The 21103-nt window shown below is 52.8% G+C and carries 19 protein-coding genes; 6 read left to right on the top strand and 13 right to left on the bottom strand.

Features of this window, described 5'->3' with window-relative positions; translation table 11 throughout:
• Position 1: 1 nt before the first annotated feature.
• A complete protein-coding gene (locus tag NDA02_RS01855; protein ID WP_190794187.1) occupies positions 2-1153 on the bottom strand; it encodes a succinate--CoA ligase subunit beta in 1152 nt (383 codons plus the stop codon).
• A gap of 230 nt (positions 1154-1383) precedes the next feature.
• Between NDA02_RS01855 and ald the strand changes: the two genes are divergently transcribed.
• Positions 1384-2472, top strand: coding sequence for an alanine dehydrogenase (ald, locus tag NDA02_RS01850; protein ID WP_190794188.1), 1089 nt, complete (start codon positions 1384-1386; stop codon positions 2470-2472).
• A gap of 14 nt (positions 2473-2486) precedes the next feature.
• Here the strand turns inward: ald and NDA02_RS01845 are convergent, their stop codons facing one another.
• Positions 2487-3164 (bottom strand): hypothetical protein, encoded by a 678-nt coding sequence (locus tag NDA02_RS01845; RefSeq protein ID WP_190794189.1) that lies wholly within the window; start codon positions 3162-3164, stop codon positions 2487-2489.
• Positions 3165-3175: 11 nt separating this feature from the next.
• Entirely contained in the window at positions 3176-5746 is a 2571-nt protein-coding gene (gene leuS, locus NDA02_RS01840) for a leucine--tRNA ligase (protein WP_190791254.1), read from the bottom strand.
• Positions 5747-6115: 369 nt separating this feature from the next.
• Here leuS and NDA02_RS01835 point away from each other — a divergent pair, with 369 nt between their 5' ends.
• The gene (locus NDA02_RS01835; protein WP_348245819.1) at positions 6116-6742 is read left to right on the top strand and encodes an L-threonylcarbamoyladenylate synthase; all 627 of its coding nucleotides are present in this window, start codon (positions 6116-6118) and stop codon (positions 6740-6742) included.
• A 170-nt stretch (positions 6743-6912) separates the two neighbouring features.
• Positions 6913-7683 carry a hypothetical protein gene (locus NDA02_RS01830; protein WP_347277883.1) on the top strand — a complete coding sequence of 257 codons (771 nt, stop codon included), beginning with the start codon at positions 6913-6915 and terminating at the stop codon, positions 7681-7683.
• Positions 7684-7849: 166 nt separating this feature from the next.
• Here the strand turns inward: NDA02_RS01830 and NDA02_RS01825 are convergent, their stop codons facing one another.
• The 6 genes from NDA02_RS01825 to NDA02_RS01800 form a co-directional block, all read right to left on the bottom strand.
• Positions 7850-9097: an S-layer homology domain-containing protein gene (locus tag NDA02_RS01825; RefSeq protein ID WP_190792270.1), complete on the bottom strand. Its 1248-nt coding sequence runs from the start codon at positions 9095-9097 to the stop codon at positions 7850-7852.
• Positions 9098-9598: 501 nt separating this feature from the next.
• A complete protein-coding gene (locus tag NDA02_RS01820; RefSeq protein ID WP_190792271.1) occupies positions 9599-11401 on the bottom strand; it encodes a M61 family metallopeptidase in 1803 nt (600 codons plus the stop codon).
• Positions 11402-11488: 87 nt separating this feature from the next.
• Entirely contained in the window at positions 11489-12175 is a 687-nt protein-coding gene (locus NDA02_RS01815) for a Crp/Fnr family transcriptional regulator (protein WP_190792272.1), read from the bottom strand.
• Between the two features lie 164 nt (positions 12176-12339).
• Positions 12340-12885: a DUF3122 domain-containing protein gene (locus tag NDA02_RS01810; RefSeq protein ID WP_190792273.1), complete on the bottom strand. Its 546-nt coding sequence runs from the start codon at positions 12883-12885 to the stop codon at positions 12340-12342.
• A 17-nt stretch (positions 12886-12902) separates the two neighbouring features.
• A complete protein-coding gene (locus NDA02_RS01805) occupies positions 12903-13451 on the bottom strand; it encodes a peroxiredoxin (protein WP_190792274.1) in 549 nt (182 codons plus the stop codon).
• Between the two features lie 116 nt (positions 13452-13567).
• Positions 13568-14446, bottom strand: a complete 879-nt coding sequence (locus NDA02_RS01800; protein WP_190792275.1) for an NAD(P)-dependent oxidoreductase — start codon at positions 14444-14446, stop codon at positions 13568-13570.
• A 138-nt stretch (positions 14447-14584) separates the two neighbouring features.
• On the opposite strand from NDA02_RS01800, the gene NDA02_RS01795 reads away from it, so the two are divergent.
• Positions 14585-15730 (top strand): SH3 domain-containing protein, encoded by a 1146-nt coding sequence (locus NDA02_RS01795; RefSeq protein ID WP_190792276.1) that lies wholly within the window; start codon positions 14585-14587, stop codon positions 15728-15730.
• Positions 15731-15773: 43 nt separating this feature from the next.
• Here NDA02_RS01795 and NDA02_RS01790 read toward each other — a convergent pair whose 3' ends face one another.
• On the bottom strand, positions 15774-16169 hold the full coding sequence (locus NDA02_RS01790) for a hypothetical protein (protein ID WP_190792277.1): 396 nt from the start codon (positions 16167-16169) through the stop codon (positions 15774-15776).
• Positions 16170-16187: 18 nt separating this feature from the next.
• Positions 16188-16898, bottom strand: a complete 711-nt coding sequence (locus NDA02_RS01785; RefSeq protein WP_190792278.1) for a hypothetical protein — start codon at positions 16896-16898, stop codon at positions 16188-16190.
• 331 nt (positions 16899-17229) lie between these two features.
• Between NDA02_RS01785 and NDA02_RS01780 the strand changes: the two genes are divergently transcribed.
• The gene (locus tag NDA02_RS01780; protein ID WP_190790766.1) at positions 17230-18573 is read left to right on the top strand and encodes an adenylosuccinate synthase; all 1344 of its coding nucleotides are present in this window, start codon (positions 17230-17232) and stop codon (positions 18571-18573) included.
• Positions 18574-18652: 79 nt separating this feature from the next.
• Positions 18653-19243, top strand: a complete 591-nt coding sequence (locus tag NDA02_RS01775) for a 50S ribosomal protein L25/general stress protein Ctc (protein ID WP_190790767.1) — start codon at positions 18653-18655, stop codon at positions 19241-19243.
• A gap of 225 nt (positions 19244-19468) precedes the next feature.
• Here the strand turns inward: NDA02_RS01775 and NDA02_RS01770 are convergent, their stop codons facing one another.
• Together NDA02_RS01770 and NDA02_RS01765 are read right to left on the bottom strand one after the other, a co-directional pair.
• Positions 19469-20062, bottom strand: a complete 594-nt coding sequence (locus NDA02_RS01770) for a DUF192 domain-containing protein (protein WP_190790768.1) — start codon at positions 20060-20062, stop codon at positions 19469-19471.
• Between the two features lie 96 nt (positions 20063-20158).
• Positions 20159-21067 carry an amino acid ABC transporter substrate-binding protein gene (locus NDA02_RS01765; protein WP_348245812.1) on the bottom strand — a complete coding sequence of 303 codons (909 nt, stop codon included), beginning with the start codon at positions 21065-21067 and terminating at the stop codon, positions 20159-20161.
• Positions 21068-21103: the final 36 nt, after the last annotated feature.

Here is a 21103-nt window from a genome sequence, read left to right as displayed (position 1 = left end):
CTTAAATTTGTTTTACCGGAAGCAGGCTCAGCGTTTCGGTAATGGCAGCATCGAGATAGTCTGTGGCAAGAATCCCGATCGACTCTAGAGTCGTTTTGGCTTGCGCTAGCTCCTCTCCCACACATCGCACTACGATCGGCGGCAGCGATCGATACTTGCCTCGCTGTTGAACCTGTGCGGCAATGAGCGCTGCAATCTCAGCACAGGAAAGTCTGCTGCCCAGGAGATTCACCAAAATTACCTGGATGTCATGGGATTCAAACAGCAAATCGAGTCCTTGCTGAATCCGTGATTCCAGGGTTGAAGTCGGGCAGCTCTGCCGATATTCACCCCCTACATCTACAAATGCGCCCGGCCTGCCCTTGGCTTTATAGAGCAAATCGAGCGTTGCCATCGTTAGCCCCGCCCCGTTGCACAAAACGCCGATATTGCCTGCAAGATCAACCCTGGCGATCGGGGAAGTTTGCGATTGTGCCGCCTTTCCCTGGAGCAGCAGCGGATGGGTAAACTCGGACAGCAACGCCTGTCTGCCTAACGCCGTGTCGTTGACCGTTACTTTGCCGTCTAACGCCATCAGCTTGCCCGAAGGGCTCACCGCCAGCGGATTGATTTCTACTAAATCCAAATCGCAGGTGGCAAATAGCCGATACATCTTTTCCACGATCGCGCTTACTGCTTGAATCAAATCCCCTTTTAATCCCATGCGGATTGCCAATCGCCGCGCATAGTAGGGCGAAAACTCCTGATCGACAATGACTTGATGCAGCCGATCGAACTGCGACTCGATTTCGATGCCGCCCTGCTGCGACCCCAGCAACACCGGACGCCGCTCCGAGCCATCTAGCACGACTGCCAGGTAAAACTCGCGATCGGCATCATACTTTGCCTCTGCCAGCAGCACTTCGGGGTATTTTCCCATGATTGGCAGGTGAAAAATCATCTGAGCAGCGGCAATGGCATCGATCGTATTTTCAACAAACCGGATACCTCCCGCTTTTCCCCGTCCTCCGGTGTACACCTGGGATTTCAGCACCACCGGATAGGGAATCGTGAGCTGCTTGATGTCCTGAAGCTGACAAATGCGCTGAGACGGCAGCACCGGAATGCCCATTTGCCGAAATAGCTCTTTTGCCTGGTACTCTAACAACTCCATAGAAACCTACTGGCGGGAATTGGACAATGCACCCCACCACGATAAACGACAGCAGCACAAAAAGGCTTATCTATTGAGCTTACCCGCTAAGCTCCAGTCTGGATGCAGCTAAGACTGCAAAACAAAAGAATCTGTCCCCTGGGGGAATTCACCCTTCAGCAGCAAGCAAACAACCAGGGCAATACGTTATGACTAGGATAAAGAGTTTCAATCATTGGGGTAAGGTGGCAATGGAAATCGGTGTACCCAAGGAAGTCAAAGATCAGGAATTCCGGGTAGGGCTAAATCCGAACAGCATTCGCGGATTAACCGATCAGGGTCACAAGGTTCATGTCGAAACCCAGGCAGGCCTCGGCGCAGGATTTTCAGACGCAGACTACGAGCAGGCAGGGGCGTCGATCGTCTCCACGGCTGCTGATGCCTGGAACCGCGAAATGGTGGTGAAAGTCAAAGAGCCGCTTTCATCGGAATATGAGTTCCTGCAAAAAGGAAAGCTTTTGTTTACCTACCTGCATTTGGCAGCAAATCGGGCTTTAACCGAGCATTTAATCGATTCGGGGATTACGGCGATCGCCTATGAAACCGTTGAGCTGCCGAATCACAGTTTGCCCTTGCTCACGCCCATGAGCATTATTGCTGGGCGGCTTTCGGTACAGTTTGGCGCACGATATTTGGAGCGACAGCAGGGCGGACGGGGCGTTCTGCTGGGCGGGGTTCCGGGAGTGCGTCCGGGAAAGGTGGTTGTGCTTGGCGGCGGCGTGGTGGGCACCGAAGCAGCAAGAATGGCGATCGGCATGGGCGCACAGGTGCAGATTCTTGACATCAGCCTGGAGCGGCTGGCGTATCTGGAAACAATCTTTGGCTCCAGAGTCGAACTGCTCTACAGCAACGCGCCTCAAGTGGAAGCCGTCGTTCCCGATGCGGATTTGCTTGTGGGAGCCGTTCTCGTTCCCGGTCGGCGTGCCCCGATCTTAGTGAACCGTGCGCTGGTAGAAAAAATGTGTCCCGGTTCGGTGATTGTCGATGTGGCAGTCGATCAGGGCGGCTGTATTGAAACGCTGCACCCGACTTCGCATACCCATCCGATCTATGTGGAAGCAGGCGTGGTTCACTACGGGGTGCCCAATATGCCTGGAGCCGTTCCCTGGACAGCAACCCAGGCACTCAACAACAGCACCTTCCCCTATGTGATGAAGCTGGCACACGAAGGCATCAAGGCACTGGATAGCGATCGCAGCCTAGCACAGGGACTCAACGTGAACGCTCACAAGTTGGTGCATCCGGCAGTGCGACAAGTGTTTACCGACCTAGCAGCGTAGACCGCCAGCGCAAGCTAATCTTCGTCGCGAAACTGCAAATTTTCCAGGGCGATCGTCCCCAGCGACTCAAAGCGGCTGATTTCCCTTTCGGGGTAGTGTGTCATCAGATAGAATGCCTGCCCTTCAGTTTCACCAAGATACACTGCCCCTTCGATCGTGCCGTTTGGGGTTTGCTGACGGTAGATTAGCTTCTCTTTTACCCAGGGATAGCTAACGATGTTGGTGCGATCGACCAACTGCCACTGATTTTTTGCCAGCAAGCCCTGCGGGTCGAGCACATAATCGCGGAGCTGATCCAGCGTTGCTTTTTGCTGCGGCTGCACGATATCGACATAGGTATTCGATCGGGGTTTGCCCTGAGGACTATAGACTAGCCGAATTCCTGTCCCCGCCTGGGAAGCAATCGATTGGGGCTTAAAGTCTTTGGCGGGGAAGTAGGTTGTAAAGGGCAAGCTTGGCTGGTTTAGCAGGGTTAGCTCAACTTCTGCCATTCGTCCACCAACGTGAATCGCCATAATTCGGGTTGCAGGGCGGTCTTCGGCGCTAGGAGGCGGGCTGGCTTCGGGCGTACTGGCAGCGGCAATATTAAAAGCTTGACCGCCCTGGAGCGAATTTTCCAGGATAGAACAGCTACTCAGGCTGGCAAAACTCGCTCCGGCAAGCAGCAGGACAGCAGATTGTTTGTAATTCATACTGTGTCCTCCTAGCTCACAACAAAGTTAACCAGTTTTCCGGGCACGAGAATCTCTTTGCGGATTTGCTTTCCGGCAATGTATTTCTGTGCCAGTTCAGAATCACGAGCAAGCTGCTTTTGTTCGTCCTCAGTTGCCTGCGCCGGAATCTGAATTGTGCCCCGTGTTTTGCCCATGATTTGAATCACGAGCGGAATTTCATCCACCACCAGCGCAGACGGATCAACCGCACACCAGCTTTGTGTATGAATCGAATCATCGTAGCCCAGCGTGTACCACAGTTCCTCAGCAATGTGAGGCGCAAAGGGAGCCAGCAGCTTGAGTAAGGTTTCGATCGCCTCGGTATAAACCGGAGATCCTTTGCAGGGCGCGTCGGAAATCGCGTTGCTCAGCTTCATCAGCTCTGAAACCGCCGTGTTGAGCTGATAATCGCCCTCCAGGTCTTCGCTGATTTGCTGAATCGCGAAGTGGGTTGCATAGCGCAGATCTTTTTCTGGTTTGCTGAGCTGTTCCTGCGGTGTATGGGAAACCACAGACTCCGAATATTCTGTCACCAGTCGCCAGACCCGATTCAAAAAGCGGAATTGTCCTTCAACGTCTGCTTCGTCCCACTCTAGATCCTTTTCAGGCGGAGCTTTGAATAAAATAAACATTCGTGCTGTATCTGCGCCGTACTTGCCCAGCACCTCACCCGGGGCTACCCCGTTGTACTTCGACTTAGACATCTTCTCGTAAACGACCTCCAGCGCATCTCCCGTATCGGGATCTTTAGGGTCGTTCGGGTCAGCCACGTTTGCCGGAATCACGTACTTTCCGGTGCGCGGATTCTTGTAGGTTTTGCCCTGTACCATGCCCTGGGTCAGCAGTCGGGTAAACGGCTCATCGAAGTTCAACAAGCCGCGATCGCGCAGCACTTTTGTAAAGAATCGGGAATAGAGCAGATGCAAAATTGCGTGTTCAATGCCGCCCACGTACTGATCGACAGGCATCCAGTCGTTGGTTTGCGCCGAGTCAAACACCTGCTGGTCGTTGCGGGCATCCGGGTAGCGCAGAAAGTACCACGAGGAATCAATAAAGGTATCCATCGTGTCGGTTTCTCGGCGTGCTCCTGCTCCGCAACTTGGACAAGCAACATTCAGCCAGTTTTCAGCCGTCGTTAAAGGTGAAGCACCCCGTCCGGTAAACTCCACATCTTCCGGCAACTTCACGGGCAAATCACGCTCTGGAACAGGCACAATCCCGCAAGAGGGACAGTGAATAACCGGAATTGGGCAACCCCAGTACCGCTGACGCGAAATCAGCCAATCCCGCAAGCGATAGTTGACTGTGCGAGTCCCTTTGCCGTTTGCCTCCAGCCACTCGATCGCCTGCTCAACGCTCTGCCCTGCTGCCTTACCCGCCGTCACGCCATCCAACGGACCCGATCGCACCATCACGCCCGATTCGGGATATGCCTTCGTCATCGTTGCCGAATCAAGCTCCTGATCGGGAGATTGCACTACTACTTTGATCGACAAATCGAACTGCTTGGCAAACTCAAAATCGCGCTGGTCGTGCGCCGGAACTGCCATAATTGCGCCTGTGCCGTAGCCCATCAGCACATAGTCGGCCATCCAGATCGGAATCCGCTCGTCGTTGACCGGATTGATTGCGTAGCTGCCCGTCCATACGCCTGTTTTTTCTTTATCTTCGGCAGTGCGATCGATCTCGCTTTTGCCTGCGGCTGCGGTCTGGTATGCCTTGACAATTTCTGCCTGCTCTGGCGTGGCCAGCTTCTCCACCAGCGGATGCTCCGGCGACAGCACCATAAACGTTGCGCCCCAGAGGGTATCCGGGCGAGTTGTGAACACAGTCAGCGCGTCACCCGCTTCGGTTTTAAAGATGACTTCGGCTCCAGTAGATTTGCCGATCCAATTTTCCTGCATCAGCTTGACGCGATCGGGCCAGCCCTTGAGCTTGTCCAAATCATTGAGCAACTGCTCGGCGTAGTCAGTAATTTTGAGAAACCACTGCCGCAGCATTCTGCGTTCGACTTTTGCGCCCGATCGCCAGGAACGTCCTTCGCTATCAACCTGCTCGTTTGCCAGCACGGTTTGATCGATCGGGTCCCAGTTCACCGCCGCTTCCTTCTGGTACGCCAGACCCGCCTTGAAAAACTCCAAAAAAATCCACTGCGTCCAGCGGTAATACTCTGGTGAACAGGTGGCGACTTCCCGCTTCCAGTCATAGGACAAACCTAATCGCTGAAGCTCTGTTCGCATCTGGTCAATATTTTGATACGTCCAGTTGGCGGGGGGAACTTTGCGCTCGATCGCCGCATTCTCCGCAGGCAAACCAAACGCATCCCAGCCCATTGGGTGCAAGACGCGATAGCCCTGCATTTGCCGCACTCTGGCAATCACATCGGTAATCGTATAGTTGCGGACGTGCCCCATGTGCAGGCTGCCCGACGGATAGGGAAACATCGACAGCGCGTAAAATTTGGGCTTGCTGCGATCGTCAGAGGTGTCATCCATGCCCTCTGCTGCCCAGGTTTGCTGCCATTTTTCCTCAATTTCCGCCGGGTTATAACGGGACTCCACTCGCAAATGCTCCTACTCGATCGATTTGGCTCTTCATCATTCTATAAGATTTGGTTCTTTCCAAAAGGGTTTGGAAAGGGGTTGAGTTCGGGTACTAGGGCATGGGGCACCAAATTCAATAGTGAGAAACGATCGCGAAACGGATAATGATAATAAGGATAGTTAAATAGTCATTCATACTGACCCTAAAGCCCCCGGCCTCCCAATTTGGAGGGAAACCGAGCTAATCACGTTGACTTTCAAAGCCCCCTCGCTCTTTTGGAGCGGTAAGTCATCAATGGGAAATTTAGGGGGTGATGTAGAACTGCTCACACTGCTCCAACAACCTCTTAAAATCAACTGCTTGAAATCGCCTCGCAGCCAATTTCCATGCCCCAAGTCTCCTTTGATACTTTGATCGAAGCTGCCCGTTCCGGGACTCAACTCATCAGTTTTCCCACGGACACCGTTCCCGCCCTGGCAAGCAGACCCGATCGCGCCTCGTTAATCTACGACGCAAAACAGCGCAGCGAAACCAAACCCCTGATTCTCATGGGCAGCGACATCGAAGACTTGTGGGATTATGTCGTAGGTACGCCTGAGGAGCGATCGATCTGGCAAGAAACCGCCGCCCAATACTTGCCCGGAGCCTTAACCCTTGTCCTCCCCGCCAGCGAAAAACTGCCCCGTCAAATGAACCCCACTGATCCGACAACAATCGGCATTCGCGTACCCGATCACCCGGTCGCCCGTGATCTGCTGCGCCAAACTGGACCGTTAGCAACTACTAGCGTCAATCGATCGGGAGAGCCTGCGCTCAGGGCGATCGAAGACATTAATACTCAATTTTCCAACGTTCTCACCTTCTTCCCGGAACAATTTCGGGCGATCGAACAGCAGCTTGCTCAGACCCAAGACCCGGATGCGATGGTTGGCTCTGGCTTGCCTTCAACCGTCGTCAAGTGGACAGGCATCGGCTGGAAAATCCTGCGACAGGGAACGGTGAGACTTGCTTGAGATCCCCCACAAGAGCGAGGAAAAATTGGACTGCTTTGACTACTTTGACGACAAGACATAGAAACGCTGCAAACCAATTGCCTTTAAGAGGAAGCCCGATCGCTACATCGATTGCTTTGCTGAAGATTCGCTAACTGCTGCTCTAGGAACGCCAGGAGTTTTCTACTGTGATTATTCTGGCTTTAGACGCTGAAATTCCAAGTACAACTCTGATTCCGTTAGCTGGGCTACTGGCGATCGGACTGGCACTGGTTCACATTTTTGCTTATCGGCTTCGTTTTCTAGATATCACGCCACGAAGTCGTTGGCTCTCGTTCGGCAGCGGGGTGTCGGTCGCTTATGTGTTTGTCCACATTCTGCCGGACTTGAGCCACTTTCAAACCACTTTGCCGGACAGCGTTCCTGAAAAGCTTGCCTTTCTAGAACACCATGTCTATTTAATGGCGTTGCTTGGATTGGCGATGTTTTATGGATTAGAACGGGTGGCAAAAATCTCGCGTCAGCGTAGTCAAGAAGCGGGCAATGGAGATGTAACAGAGGCAAAAGTCTTTTGGCTACACATCGTTTCGTTTGGGCTGTATAACTTGCTCATTGGCTATCTGCTCCTGCATCGAGAAGAACCTGGATATGCCAGCCTGTTACTGTTTAGTTTTGCAATGGCACTTCATTTTGTGGTGAATGATTACGGCTTACACCAGCACCACAAAAAGGCTTACGTCAAAATTGGACGCTGGATTTTAGCCGCTACCGTGATTGCAGGTTGGGCGATCGGCAGTCATTCTGAAGTTCCCCACGCGGTGATCGCGCTGCTGTTTTCCTTTCTGGCAGGCGGAATCGTGCTGAACGTGCTGAAAGAAGAACTCCCCGAAGAGCGAGATAGCCGTTTCTGGACATTTGCTTTCGGGGCAACCGGATATGCTGCACTGCTGCTGTTTATCTAGCGTTGATATAGAATTCACGCTCAGCAATAAAACCTCCAGCATGAATTGATTCATACAGGAGGTTGGGTGGAACAGAAAGAGAGGCGATCACTTCGCAGCTTTCTGAAGGGGTAAGTGCTTCACATTCTCCCTGTCAGGAGATGAGCGATTACCCCCTCGTTTTGAGTTATTGCACCGCTAGCGGAGAAGTCAGCCGTAGATCGAGATCGGTGTTCGGGCTAATCGACAGCAGCGTTACTCGATTGCGTCCCAGGAACAGTCCGGCTAATGCGCCCGCCGCTCCACCGCCCAGCACTTCTTCAGTGGCGATTGCTTCATCTCCTGTTACAGCAGCAATTCCAGCAGCAGCTCCAGCTCCCAGGGCGGCTCCTGCCAGGAGTTCCAGCAAGTTTGCACCCCGTCTGACGGTTTCGGTGTTGGTGACGACCGACGAAGACGCACTGATCGGTAAACGGGTCCCATTCGTCAAAATCACTTCCCGGGAAAAGAACTGTGCCCCGCCCTGTACGGCTCGCAGTTCACCCGAAACGAGACTGCCTGCAGGAATCAAGACTCTGCCGTTTTGCGCCACGATGTCTCTGCCCACGGTGAGCGTCAGAGGCACGGGTTCCGGCTCTTCAGGTGAGATGTAGATCTTGTCTGCCTCACTGTAGCGAACAGGAATTGTGGTTCCGGTGGGAATTTGCACACCTCCCGTTACAGGCGGGGTAGTTGTCCCCGTTTGACCCACCACATAGGGCGACTGAATTGCAGAAACCTGACCCGAACTGACTAACGCCTGATAGATAAAGGCTGCCACTTCAGCACGAGTCGCCGATCGATTCGGATTCAGCGCGCGCACATCGGGATAGTTCACCACAATTTTCTTTTCAGTTGCAGCCGCAATGCTGTTTTTTGCCCAGTCGGGAATTGAGCCTGCATCGTTGTAGGTTCGCAGCGTGTTATCGACTGCATTCGCCGCATTGTAGCCTAAGCCATTGGACAGCGAAACGAGAACCTGGGCACGGGGAATAAACTCATCGGGACGGAAAATATTGCCTGGATAACCCGAAAGAAAGCCCGTGGTGTAGGCATCTCGAATTGCTGCGGATGCCCAGTAGTCTGACGGAACATCCATAAAGCTGGCGGCTTCCCGAACGGGCGATCGACGAAATGCCTGACGCACCATTGCCGCAAACTGAGCGCGAGTCACCGGATCGTTCGGGCGAAATGTGCCGTCTGGAAAACCGCTCAAAATCCCGCGATTGGCAAGTTCTCGAATAAAGGGACGTGCCCAATAATCCGACGAAACATCAGAAAAAGCAACTTGTGCCTGAGCCGGAGCCTGCATGACGATTGGTGCAGCAGCACCAGCAATTACAGCGAAAGCGGACAAAACGGCAGTACCCGACTGCCATGCGTGAAAGCGTGACATGATTGAATGTCCTTTTGGGATGCGAATCGTGAATTCTTGTGACAGAACGGCTGTGCTGGATGCGATCGAAGCTTACCTGTGAGATGGTATAAATCTGCTCTACACGGGGCTTTGAAGCATTAGCCATTTGTTCAGCTCATGCCTTCTTAGACCAGAGAAATTTGCAGAAGTTCCCGACACCCTCTTGACAAACTCGTAAAAAATTAGGCGAATCTTTGGCGTATCAAAAACTGTAACTGAAGGCGATCGTCTCTCTAAAGCGCGTAAGGTATCAAAAGTGCGCTCCTTATGCACCTAAGCCGCAGTCCTGAGTTTCGGGGCTGCTCTTTTTATAGACAAGTTCATAGACAAGATTTTTATAGACAGAATTTTATAGACAAGACGGGATGGACAGGATTCAGCTTCACTGCTCAGCACAACAGGCGTTGCTAAACGATGCGATGACTTCGCCGTCCCACTTTGAGAACTTGGGATTGAACCGGAGCAATCCTGAGTTTCTGCCTAAATTGTCTCAACGCCTAACCAACCGTGCAGCAGTTTCTTTTGTGTCTGAGAAAGAGAATCAATTGCCACGAGTCGATAGCTTGCCGGACGCGGAGCCGCCAATGTCACGGTACGAGTTCGCAGCTCATCCTGATGAAACACCGTCACCTGAATCAAGTCCCCTGCTCGGTAATCCTTTAGCCGATCGCCTAACTGATCTGCCTTAATTCGTAAGCCATCGATCGCCAATAGCTCATCATCGGGGTCAATGCCTGCCTGCTGCGCCGGAGAGTTGCTTTCCACAAATTTGATCATCTCGCGCCCGTGTTCAGATTTGGCGGTCAGTCCGAGGAACGGCGGATGTCCACTGGTGTCTTCGGGCTGGAGCCGCAGTCCAAAGGGTTCCAGATACTGATCAAAGGGCAGTTCCTCAACGGTGTGCAGGAAGCGATTGAAAAAGTCGGTTGAATCCTCTTCCGCAATCGTCTGAATCACAGACTCAAGCTGTTCTGGAGTGAAGCCAATTTCATCCTTGCCGAACTGCTGCCAGAGTTGCCGCATTACATCATCGAGCGATCGTTGGTTGTGGTGTTTAGCGCGAATTAGCAGATCCAGCAGCAGCGAAACCATTTCGCCCTTGAGATAATAAGAGATCTGTGAGTTGTCGCTGTTGTTATCGCGGCGGTAAAGCTTGATCCAGGCATCAAAGCTCGACTCGCTCAAGGGCTGCACATTGCGTCCGGGGATGGTGAGGTAACGGGTAATTTCCTTGCTCAGCTCACTCAGATAAGTTTTCGCGTCGTAGAGACCTGCCCGGAACGGAAACGCCAGATCGTAAAAGCTGGTCGTCCCTTCGCTAAACCAGAGCGATGGCGTATAGTTTTCCTGCTCGTAGTCGAACACTTCCAACGCTTTGGGGCGAATTCGCTTCACGTTCCACAGGTGGAAAAACTCGTGCGCCACCAACTGCATAAAGCGGTGATAGCGATCGTCTGAGCGGAAGCCGAATCGGGAATAAATCAGCGAACAGGAATTCTTGTGTTCCAATCCGCCAAAGCCTTGAGACGTGAGATGCAGCAGAAACAGATAGCGATCGTAGGGCAGACCGCCAAATAGATTCGCTTCGGTTTCAATAATTTTCTTCGTGTCAGCAATCACCCGATCGGGTTCAATATTGCCCTGTCCCCAAACGACAAAGTGATGCGGTTTGCCCAGCACTTCAAATTCGTATCGCTCCTGCTGTCCCACCTCAAACGGACTATCGACCAGCGTGTCAAAATCCTTCGCTTCAAAGGTGTTTTCCTGCCCGGTCATCAGTGGTAGGGGGGTGGCGATTTGCCAGTCGGCGTGAGGGGGAACGATCGTCACCTGCAAAGGCTGCTTCTCGTAGCCGGGGACGTAAAAGAAAAGGGCTGCCCCATTGAAATAGCCGTGCGTCGCATCTAAATGATTTGTGCGAACCGTGAGTTCGTTGGCAAAGATGCGGTAGCGCACCGTGAGTTCTGAAACGCCTGCGGTATCAATTTGCCAGTGATTTTTGCTCACCTTGCGCCAGCTTAGCGGGCGATCGCTTCCTGCTGCCATCGAAGACGGGTCAGCTTCTGCCGCAAAATCCTGCAAATGACGGGCATACTCGCGCACCAGATACGAGCCGGGAGTCCAGACGGGCATTTTCAGATCCAGTACGTCCGCCTGCCAGCCCTGCACCCGTAACGCTACTTCAAATAGATGATTAGTCGGCTGCGGCATCGCCACCTGATAGTGCAGCGTCAGATGAGTACGCGATCGAGCCACAGGGCGCGTTTCAGTCACTCCGGTCATCTTGAGAACTCACGATAGGGTGTGGTTTGAGTGTAGTACGTCTTCGCGGTGATGACCACTGACCTGCTGTATGACTTGCTGTATGACTTACTGAGTTCTGCCTGCCAGATGAGCCAGCTGCCTCATGTTCGTAAGAAACATCGCATTGCGAGAAGGCACAACCCTGATCCAGCCTTTAGCGTGCAGCTTTTCCATGATTTTGGCAGCTTCTTCAACCGTAATGTCGCTCACATCTGCCAGATCTTTAAAGGGAATATTAAGAACCTCGATGCCGTACTCAGTGGCAGTTCCGTAATGCTCACCTAGTGATACCAGTGTATTCACAAGCTTGATGGCAGGGGGCTGATGCCGAAGCTGAAAGCGGACATTCATTTGCCGCAGCCGTCGTACCATGAGCTGAAGCATTCGGTGATGAAGCTGGGAGTCGCGAAATAGCGTCTGGATAAATCGCTGAGCTGAGATGCTGAGCAGCTTGACCGAAGACAGGGCAATTACATCGGTCGATCGCGGCGACTCGTCCAGAATTGCCATCTCACCAAAGAAGTCTCCGCGTCCTAGGATCGCCAGCGTCACAAACCCTCCCCCGACGTGACGACGCACCTTGACCCATCCCGATTCAACAAAGTAAACGGCATTGCCCCAGGCATCTTCCATCAGCACTGCACGATCGGTCGGATACTCATGCTCGACCGTATTGGACATCAGCCACTCAATCGTCTCTGGACTGGCGGCATTAAACAGAGGAAATAGTTCACTAAACGCAGCAGTCTGCATGAGAAGTTGCGATCGAAGAGGATAATGAAATCAGCCACAATTCTGAGAAACGGCTCCGAAAGTGCGGCAACCGGGCAGGTGATGGGAGGGGTTAGCAATCTCCATGCCTAACTTATACTACCCAGAATTCCTCTAACTTAAATCAAGCTTCAAATCAGGAGTGTTTAAGGCTCTGCCCTAGCGACCTGCTGCCATTCCTGCACAACAAAACCTGGAACCCGTAAAACCTCAGAACGATCGTCCAGGGGCAGCCGCAGTTTGAGGGAACCTCCAATTGGCAACTGCTGCACGATCTTCGTCAGGTCGTACTCTCCCACGTTTGGCACGGCAGTTTGGGGGGTGGGTCGCTCTGCTGCCTGCCAGCTTCTGGCTTCGCTGGTGAGGGTTAGATCTTGAGGATGGCGAAATGTAACAATGCCCGGAAACCCAACAAGTCTCAGTGTCACAGGGGTTAATCCTTCGGGACTGCCGTAGCGAAACACCACGACCTGCCAGGAATTGCCCGATCGATCGCGCAAACTCTGCTTCGAGCGAAACAAAACGCTGCGAAACGGCTCATCGGGATGATTCGCAATGACATCATAGGCTGCAAGCGACGGCTGGGCAAAAAAGCAGGTTGTTAGCAGCAGGACGCTCAGCCATATCATCAGCTTTTGTCGAAAACGAGCCATGCGTTTATTTTGCAGTTCCCCAAAGGGATAATCGAGCATTGTGAAAATCATCCTGGTCAGGCAGATTGCAGCTCTCCCAGTCGCGCCAGCACTTCCTGACTATGGAGTGCGGGACTCACGCCCAGAAATCGATCGCGCAAAATCCCGTTTGGATCAATCAGATAAGTATGACGCAGCGACATTGGACTTAGCCAGGAGCCATAGGCTTTACTCACAGCTCCATCGGTATCCGCAAGCAGAGGGAACTTTAGCCCTTCAGAGTCGCAAAACTCTGTGTGAGAATCCACATCATCGGCACTAATGCCGAGAATTTCTGTGTTTCGCGCTTTGTACTTAGGCAGATCCCGCTGAAATCGCTGTGCCTCTAGCGTGCAGCCGGGGGTGAAATCCTTAGGATAAAAGTAGACTACGACCCATTTGCCGCGATAGTCCTTGAGGGAAATTGTGCCGTTTCCACTGTTGGTGGGCAAGGTAAAGTCGGGCGCAGGCTGATCGATCGACGGCTGAGGTCCGCCCAGGGCAAAGGCAGGGGCGATGGGGCTGAGGGCAACTAGCAGGGCAAAACAGCAGGCTTGTAGAAGCTGAAGCAAGGTACGGCGAGTCATCATGGGCTTTCAGTCGCGATAAAGATGAAGAGTAAGGATGAAGTATTTGTTTACAAAAGTTTACCTTGTTTCATTTGTTGTTTGATTCGCTTCTGAAGTGACGATCGCTCAACGCCTTATTCTTCAGCAGGATGCAGCAGCCGTGCTAATGCTTCCTTTACAGGAGTCGGATTGTATCCCAGGCTAAACGCCAATGAACTATCGAGGCTAACATCCGGGGCGCGAGGGGCAGACATCGGCACATCTGCTTGACGACAGGGGTTCAGCATCGTCTCCGGTAAATCGAGGGCTGCGACCAGGTGTTGCCCAAATTTGTAGCGTGACAGCCGCTCTTTCCCACCGAGATGCACCCTGCCCCGCACTTTGTCCATGATCTGCAAAATGCCTTTTGCAGCATCTTCTCCGCTAACAGGCGTGCGAAACTCATCCACAAACACATTCAGCCGCTCACCGGATCTCAACCTTTGGATAAACGGCTGGAGAAAGCTCTCAGCATGGGGCACATTGCCAAACATCAGCGGCATCCGGCAAACGAGCATTTGAGAACAGCGATCGAGCATTCCCAATTCGGCAGCAACTTTCTGTTCGCCATACAGATTAATTGGGCTGACCGGATCGCCTTCTCGATAGGGCGGATTTAGCCCATCAAACACCAGCTCCGAAGACGTAAACACGCAGGGAATTCCCGCCGCTTCACATCGCTCGGCAATATTACAGGAAGCAACCACATTCGTTTGGTACGATCGCACCGGATCATCCTGACAGTCCTTGGGGCGAGACACTGCCGCCGCATGAATTACCGCATCCGGTCGAACGGTGGCAAACAGCGATTTCAGGGCATCCAGATCGGTGAGGTCGATCGGCAGCGAGTGAACTTTTGCCAAATTGACCGCCTGCCGATGATGGGTTCCGTAGACTTCCCAATCGGTTTGGGCAGCTTGGCAGAGATACCATCCCAAAAAACCACTCGCGCCCGTGATCAAAAGCTTTTGCATTGCACTACAATAAACCGATTCATTTTAATAATACGGGTGATCTCCCTTCTGACTTGCGCCATTTTTGCAGAGGACTGCTAATCTATTGGTGCTTTGGTTTAGTTCTAACGCTTTCGTCTTTGCAGGTCACGGCATTCTATGGTTGTTCCTTCGATCGACTTGTTTCGCCTTCGCTGCTCGCGGCTAGCTCCTCAGTTAACCCCCCGTCAAACTGGCAAGCGATTTTTTGCGGTCACGATCGCCGGATTGTTAGCTTCTTGCGTTGCCAGCCCCAGCTACAACCTAGGAGCCGATGCTCCTGGCGTTCCCCTCGATAGCGCAGCCAGTCCTTCTGCCAGTGCCTCGCCTGCTGAGTTTAGCTTTCCTCAGGCATCGTGCAGCGATCGGGAAACGACTCCGACCTCAACCTGGTATCCCGTGGTGATCAAAGGCGGCAATCTAGACGAGATTCGTGCCAAATACTGTCAGGATGCGATCGGCACGATTCAGGCGATCACAGGCGAGCCGACCGTTCAAGTTGCCAGCTTTACGAGCTATGAAAAGGCACAGCAGTTTGCTCAGCTTGTTGGCGGCACGGTAGACGCTCAGCCAGTTGCCCAGGCATCCGAAAGCCCAACCCCCGGCATCAACCCTTCAACCAGTCCAACCGCCAGCCCAACCGCCAGCCCAGCCGCCTCTCCTTCGCCCCAGCCCAGCTCTGCAACTCAGGCAACCGGAAGCGGCACACTCAACACGGCCGACGGATCGCCGATCAACATTCGCACCAGTGCCAGTGTCGATGCCCCGGTTCAGGAAGTTGGCAGTAGCGGCGAATCGATTCAAATTTTAAGCAGCAGTTCGGGCAGTGATGGCTACACCTGGTATAACGTACAAACCGTAGCAGGCGTGACCGGATGGGTACGTGGGGACTTAGTTTCAAACAGTTCCCCAACCGGCGGAACAACTTCCGACAGCGCTGCCCAACCCAGCTCCATTGCCTCAGCCCCCAATAGCACCACCCAGCCCAGCGCAAATCGCCCAACTTCCGAAGCCAGTCCTGAAACGGCTCAATCCTCTCAATCGCCTAATTCTCAATCCAGTACCCTAACTGCCAGCGATCCCGACGCATCGATCAACGTCCGAGCCTCTGCTGATATTGATGCCCCGGTTCAAACCACGGCTTACGCAGGCGATCCGGTTCGCATTGTCGATCGCACTCAGGGAGCAGACGGCTACACCTGGTACAGTGTCCAGTTTGAGTCGGGTGCGACAGGCTGGGTCAGAGGAGATTTTGTGCAGAATTAGGAGCTGAAGCGCGATCGCAACCGTTCTACTCGGCGACTTCAGGCTAATTTAGCTGGGACTGCTCCGCCGCTTGCTTGGCTGCAATCACTTCTTGCTGGAGGCGATCGGCTTCTTCCTGGTACTCGTGCGAAAGTTCTTCAAGACTGTCAGCCATGACAGCAACTTCCTGCCCGATCTGCTTCACTTTTTCAAGCTTTTCACTGTAGTCTGCCGAGACAGTTTTAATCTGGGCAAATAGCTCTTGGTATTCATCCGGCGGATTTTCTACCCAGTTCTCAAAGCTGTTTTGCTGCTCCTGAACAATTGCCAATGCTTTTTCCCAGGAGGCTTTACGGCGCAAATCTAGCGTTTTAATTGACTCATACTTTGCTTTGAGCGGTTTAGGAGTTGTCACCCCTGCTAGCTCGTAGACCTTTGCTTTTAATTCCTGAAGTTTCATAACAATAAAATCCTCGCTCTAGAGAGCTGCCTGATTCTCCACCCTGTTCAAAGCAAGACGGAGCCGATCGTTTTCAGCACGGAGCTGCTGATTCTCATGGGTGAGCGATTGAAGCTGCGCTCGTAGCTCTTTCACCTGAATCATTGCTTCATCTCGCTGTCGTTTATAACGCTGCGTATGGGCAACTCTGCCGCCTAAACTCTTGTTGTTTTGAGCAAGTTCACGCCTACGCTTTTCAACGGCATCGTATTGTTTCTGAAGCTTTTCTAGCTCTGTTCGCAGTTGTACTTCAGCCTGGCTATTCTCGGCATCGGCTTGAAGGGCTGCATTCTCGGCTTCCAGGATCGCAATGCGAGCTTTATACTGCTCCAGTTCTTTATCTTTGCCAAACAGCTTTGCCTGCAATGCCTGAATCAAGCGAAGCAGCTTCGTTTTTTGGGTTTCTAGCTCACCGCAAGTTTCTGAAAGCTGATTAGCGCGATCGCGCAACCGACCTGCCCGGTACTGTAAAACTTTAGCTGTGCATTCATATTTAATGATGGCAATAACTTTGCTGCGCTCTGGCTCCTCTAAAAGCTGAACTTCACGGCTCAAGCGGAGCTCATCGTAGTTGGTACATTCGTGGCGCAGCTTATAGGTCTCAACATGTCCCGCAACCTGAACTAGCTCATGATTCTTCAGCCGAACCTGCTCATACCAGTAGTCAAACAAGGCTTTACTGTCGTTCATTGCCCGAATCGCCTCAGTAGTCAGATTTTACATCCGGTTATTCGTCCCCCTACCTTAACCAGGCAAAGCTTGTAAAAGCGAAATTTTCTTGCATCTTTACGGTGTATTGATACGGTATTTTGAACAGACTTTAACCTGCAAGTTCCCTTCAACCCTCCGATATGCCCCACCCTCGATGCCCTTGATTGCCCCTCTCCCACGCTATCAACACCGCCTCACCTCAGGCGATCGCTAAAATCCCCGCATGCACATGAATCGGAATTTGGTTGACATTGAGTCCGTATTTTGCCGATAATTAGAGTTTGTGTGAACTTTCACCGGAACTAGGATCTTGGCTAACGTAGTCGTCATTGGTGCCCAGTGGGGCGATGAGGGAAAAGGGAAAATCACCGATTTGTTGAGCAAATCAGCGGATGTGGTGGTGCGGTATCAAGGTGGTGTTAATGCTGGACATACCGTGGTCGTGCAGGGGAAAACCTTTAAGCTTCACCTGATTCCGTCAGGAATTCTGTATCCCGCAACAGAGTGTATTATCGGTTGCGGCACGGTGATCGACCCTAAAGTGCTGATTCAGGAACTCGATCAGCTCGAATCCCTCAACGTTTCTGCCAAGAATCTGCTGATCTCCGAAACGGCGCACGTCACGATGCCCTATCATCGACTGATCGATCAGGCGTCCGAAGATCGCAGAGGCAACCATAAGATCGGCACTACTAAGCGCGGCATTGGTCCAACCTACGCTGATAAGTCAGAGCGGATTGGCATTCGCGTCATCGACCTGATGGACACCGAAGGCTTGCGAAAGCAGCTGCGCTGGACGGTGGAATATAAAAACGTCATCCTCGAAAAGCTGTACAACCTGCCGCCGCTTGATCCCGATGCAGTGATCGAGGAATATCTGGGCTATGCCGATCGCTTGCGTCCCCATGTGGTCGATAGCTCGCTGCGAATTGCTCAAGCAGTGCGCCAAAAGCGCAATATTCTGTTTGAGGGAGCGCAAGGTACATTGCTTGACCTGGATCACGGCACCTATCCTTATGTCACGTCCTCGAATCCGGTGGCGGGGGGAGCCTGTATTGGTGCGGGCGTTGGTCCCACGATTATCGATCGCGTTATCGGCGTTGCCAAGGCATACACAACTCGTGTCGGCGAAGGTCCATTTCCGACTGAATTAGAGGACGAAATGGGCGAACTCTTGTGCAAGCGGGGCGCAGAATTTGGTACAACCACCGGGCGGAAGCGTCGCTGTGGCTGGTTTGATAGCGTGATTGGTCGCTATGCGGTGCGAATTAACGGTCTAGACTGTTTAGCAATTACCAAGCTCGATGTGCTGGATGCGCTGGAAGAAATCAAAGTCTGCGTTGCCTACGAAATTGATGGACAACGCTGCGATGATTTGCCCACGAATGCGCGTCAGTTTGCCCGCTGTCGTCCGGTTTACGAAACGCTGCCTGGCTGGAAGCGATCGACCTCCGACTGCCGCACGTTAGATGATCTGCCACCCCAGGCACTCGACTATCTCAAGTTTCTGGCAGAGTTAATGGAAGTGCCGATCGCCATTGTTTCGCTAGGGGCAAGCCGCGATCAAACTATCATTGTAGAAGACCCGATTCACGGACCGAAACGGGCACTGCTCTACGACAAGGGGAGCCAGCAAGCCGGGGTCAGAGGATAGATTCCTGCGGAAAAAGTCTCCCAGGAAGTTCTTCCAAAAAGTTTTGTCCACTATTGATCTTGTAATCGCGAAATTACTTATGGAACTTACGATCGAATGTCAAAAGCGCCCCGAAGGGAGCAAACCGAACGCTATGCGCCGTGAAGGACAGCTTCCGGCAGTGCTGTACGGTCACAACGGAGCAGAATCTGTCTCGCTAGTCATGGATCTGAAAGCGGCAGAACTGCTGGTCAAAAAAGCATCGCTCAACAATACGCTGATTACCCTCAACGTCACCGACCTACCCTGGAGCGGCAAAGCCCTCCTGCGCGAAGTGCAAGCACACCCCTGGCGCGGTAGCCTATATCATCTCAGCTTTTTCTCAGTGGGTCAGCAAGAGTTTCTGCAAGTTACTGTACCGCTTCACTTTGTTGGAACGGCGATTGGTGTGAAGCAAGAAGGCGGCGCACTCGATACAGTGCTGAACGGACTGGAAATCTCCTGTGCCCCGGGCGACATCCCTGAGACGATCGAAGTGGATATTTCTGATCTGCATGCAGGGGATACGATCCATGTAAATCAGCTTCAGCTCCCCGAAAGTATCACGGTGCTGGGCGATCCCGATCGTGTGGTGGTCAAGGTGCTGGGTCGCGGTGGTCAGGTCAGCGACGAAGTGGATCAGGAAGGCTAAACGGCTTTCCAGTCGAAAATTGAATTAATAAATCATAATGTTGAGCCAGGTTGATTCCTGGCTTTTTTGTTGCTTGGATGACTGCTGCTTGGATGCGTCAAGCAATCCGGCAGTATGGATCGGCTGCATTTAAGCAATCCGGGATACAGGAACGGTGAAAGCCCCCGACCCTGTTGATCGATTTGATCGATCGTCTGATTTCACAATTAGGATTACTGTATCGAATTACTGGATCGGCTGGTTAAAATAGCGGATTTCAACCCGATCGCCCACCTGTAGCCCCAGTTCCGCAGCGCGTCCGGCTCGGAGTTCGATGACTTGATTCACCGCTTCATTTGTGCCGTAGGTCGGGCAGGGGTCAGTTGTGCAGGGTGGAGAATTCGGTGCAATCGCCTTCACTTCGCCATTCAGCATAAACACCATGTCGAGCGGCTGCGGCGTATTTTTCATCCAGAACTGCAACGGACGCGGCGGATTAAACGGAAACAGCATTCCGCGATCGTCAGGTAAGGCAGGGCGATACATCAGCCCCATTGCCTGTTCGCGAATAGTACGGGCAACCTCAAGCTGAATCTTTTGTCCGCGCATCGTTGCCTCAGCAGTAATCGGCAGCATTTGTCCTGCAGGTGGGTTGGTGGCAGATTGGGGGGCAGCAGGTCGATTTAGAGCAGGTTGATTCGCGGGCTGACTGGCAGCAGGCGGCGTTTGGGTAACAGGTGCGGCACCGGGAGAAGACTGGGAAGACTGGGGCGGAGGGGTACAGCCTAACAGCAGGATACCTAAACTAACGCTAAGCAGGGACGGCAGAGGAAGGGACATGAAGGCAATCATCGGATCAGGGGAATCAGGGGAAAGGGAATTTAGGGGACGATGGAGAACCTTAAATCCTCACTAGACACTTCTCTAAAAGCCGCCTCAGAGATTTGAATTATCTCCAGCCTCAACGATACGGCGAAAGAAATCGAGGACGGGTTCTCGATCGATAGGCACAACTCCCGTTGCACCAAACCAGCGATCGAACAGAGCCAGGTCTTCTGGATTTTGATCGAGGACGCCCTGCATAAAGTCAGTCAGGGTTGCATTGACGGCAGCTTGAAAGCGATCGTTCCCTGGCGGCAGCAGACACGCATAGGTTTGCTCGTCGTAGGGCGTGCGCGGAATGACCGTGAGGCGATCGGGTTCAGAGCTGGTACGCCGCATTGCCTCTAGCAAAATACCGTCGCTGGCAAGGGCATCGATCCGATTTCGCTCTAGAGCCTGCATTCCCGTTGCGCGATCGGGTAAATCGACAAATTCTGCAAAGGCAAGGCGACGTTTGACGCTGTCGGCATTTGTGGTGCCTGAGATAACGCCAATCCGAAATTGATTGCCAAACGTGTTCCCTTCTTTGACCAGTAATTGAGTTCCAGTCTGGAAATAGCCGATCGAAAACTGAGCATTCATCGCCCGACTGCGGGAAAAGCTGGTAGAGTCACACAGCAGCTCCATTTTGCCCTGTTGCAATGTGTCATAGCGATTTGCAGGACTCACTTCGACAAACTGAAACCGCACCGATCGCCCCAGCTTGGACTCTAAACGCTGTTTCATCCGAGCCACCAGATCGATCGAAAATCCAGCGGGCTGTCCCTGCGCGTCAAAATAGCTAAAGGGAAAGGCATCGGTTCGTACGCCGATCGCAAGAACCCCTTCCTGCGTCACGCGATTGATCACGGGTTCTGCCCGACTGATGCCTGCACTAAGCAAAATCGTGAGAAACACGACCGCAACAATTACCCCAAAAGAGGAACTGCTTCGCACCGCCTGAAGCCGATAGATTCGATTCACGCCAACCTGCCCTCGGATAAAACGCGATTCCCCCAG

The sequence above is a fragment of the Leptolyngbya sp. ST-U4 genome, assembly GCF_039962215.1.
In the GTDB taxonomy this organism is placed as follows: domain Bacteria; phylum Cyanobacteriota; class Cyanobacteriia; order Elainellales; family Elainellaceae; genus Leptolyngbya_A.
The sequence above is the reverse complement of the archived record's forward strand: the minus strand, read 5'-3'. Positions and strand labels throughout refer to the sequence as shown.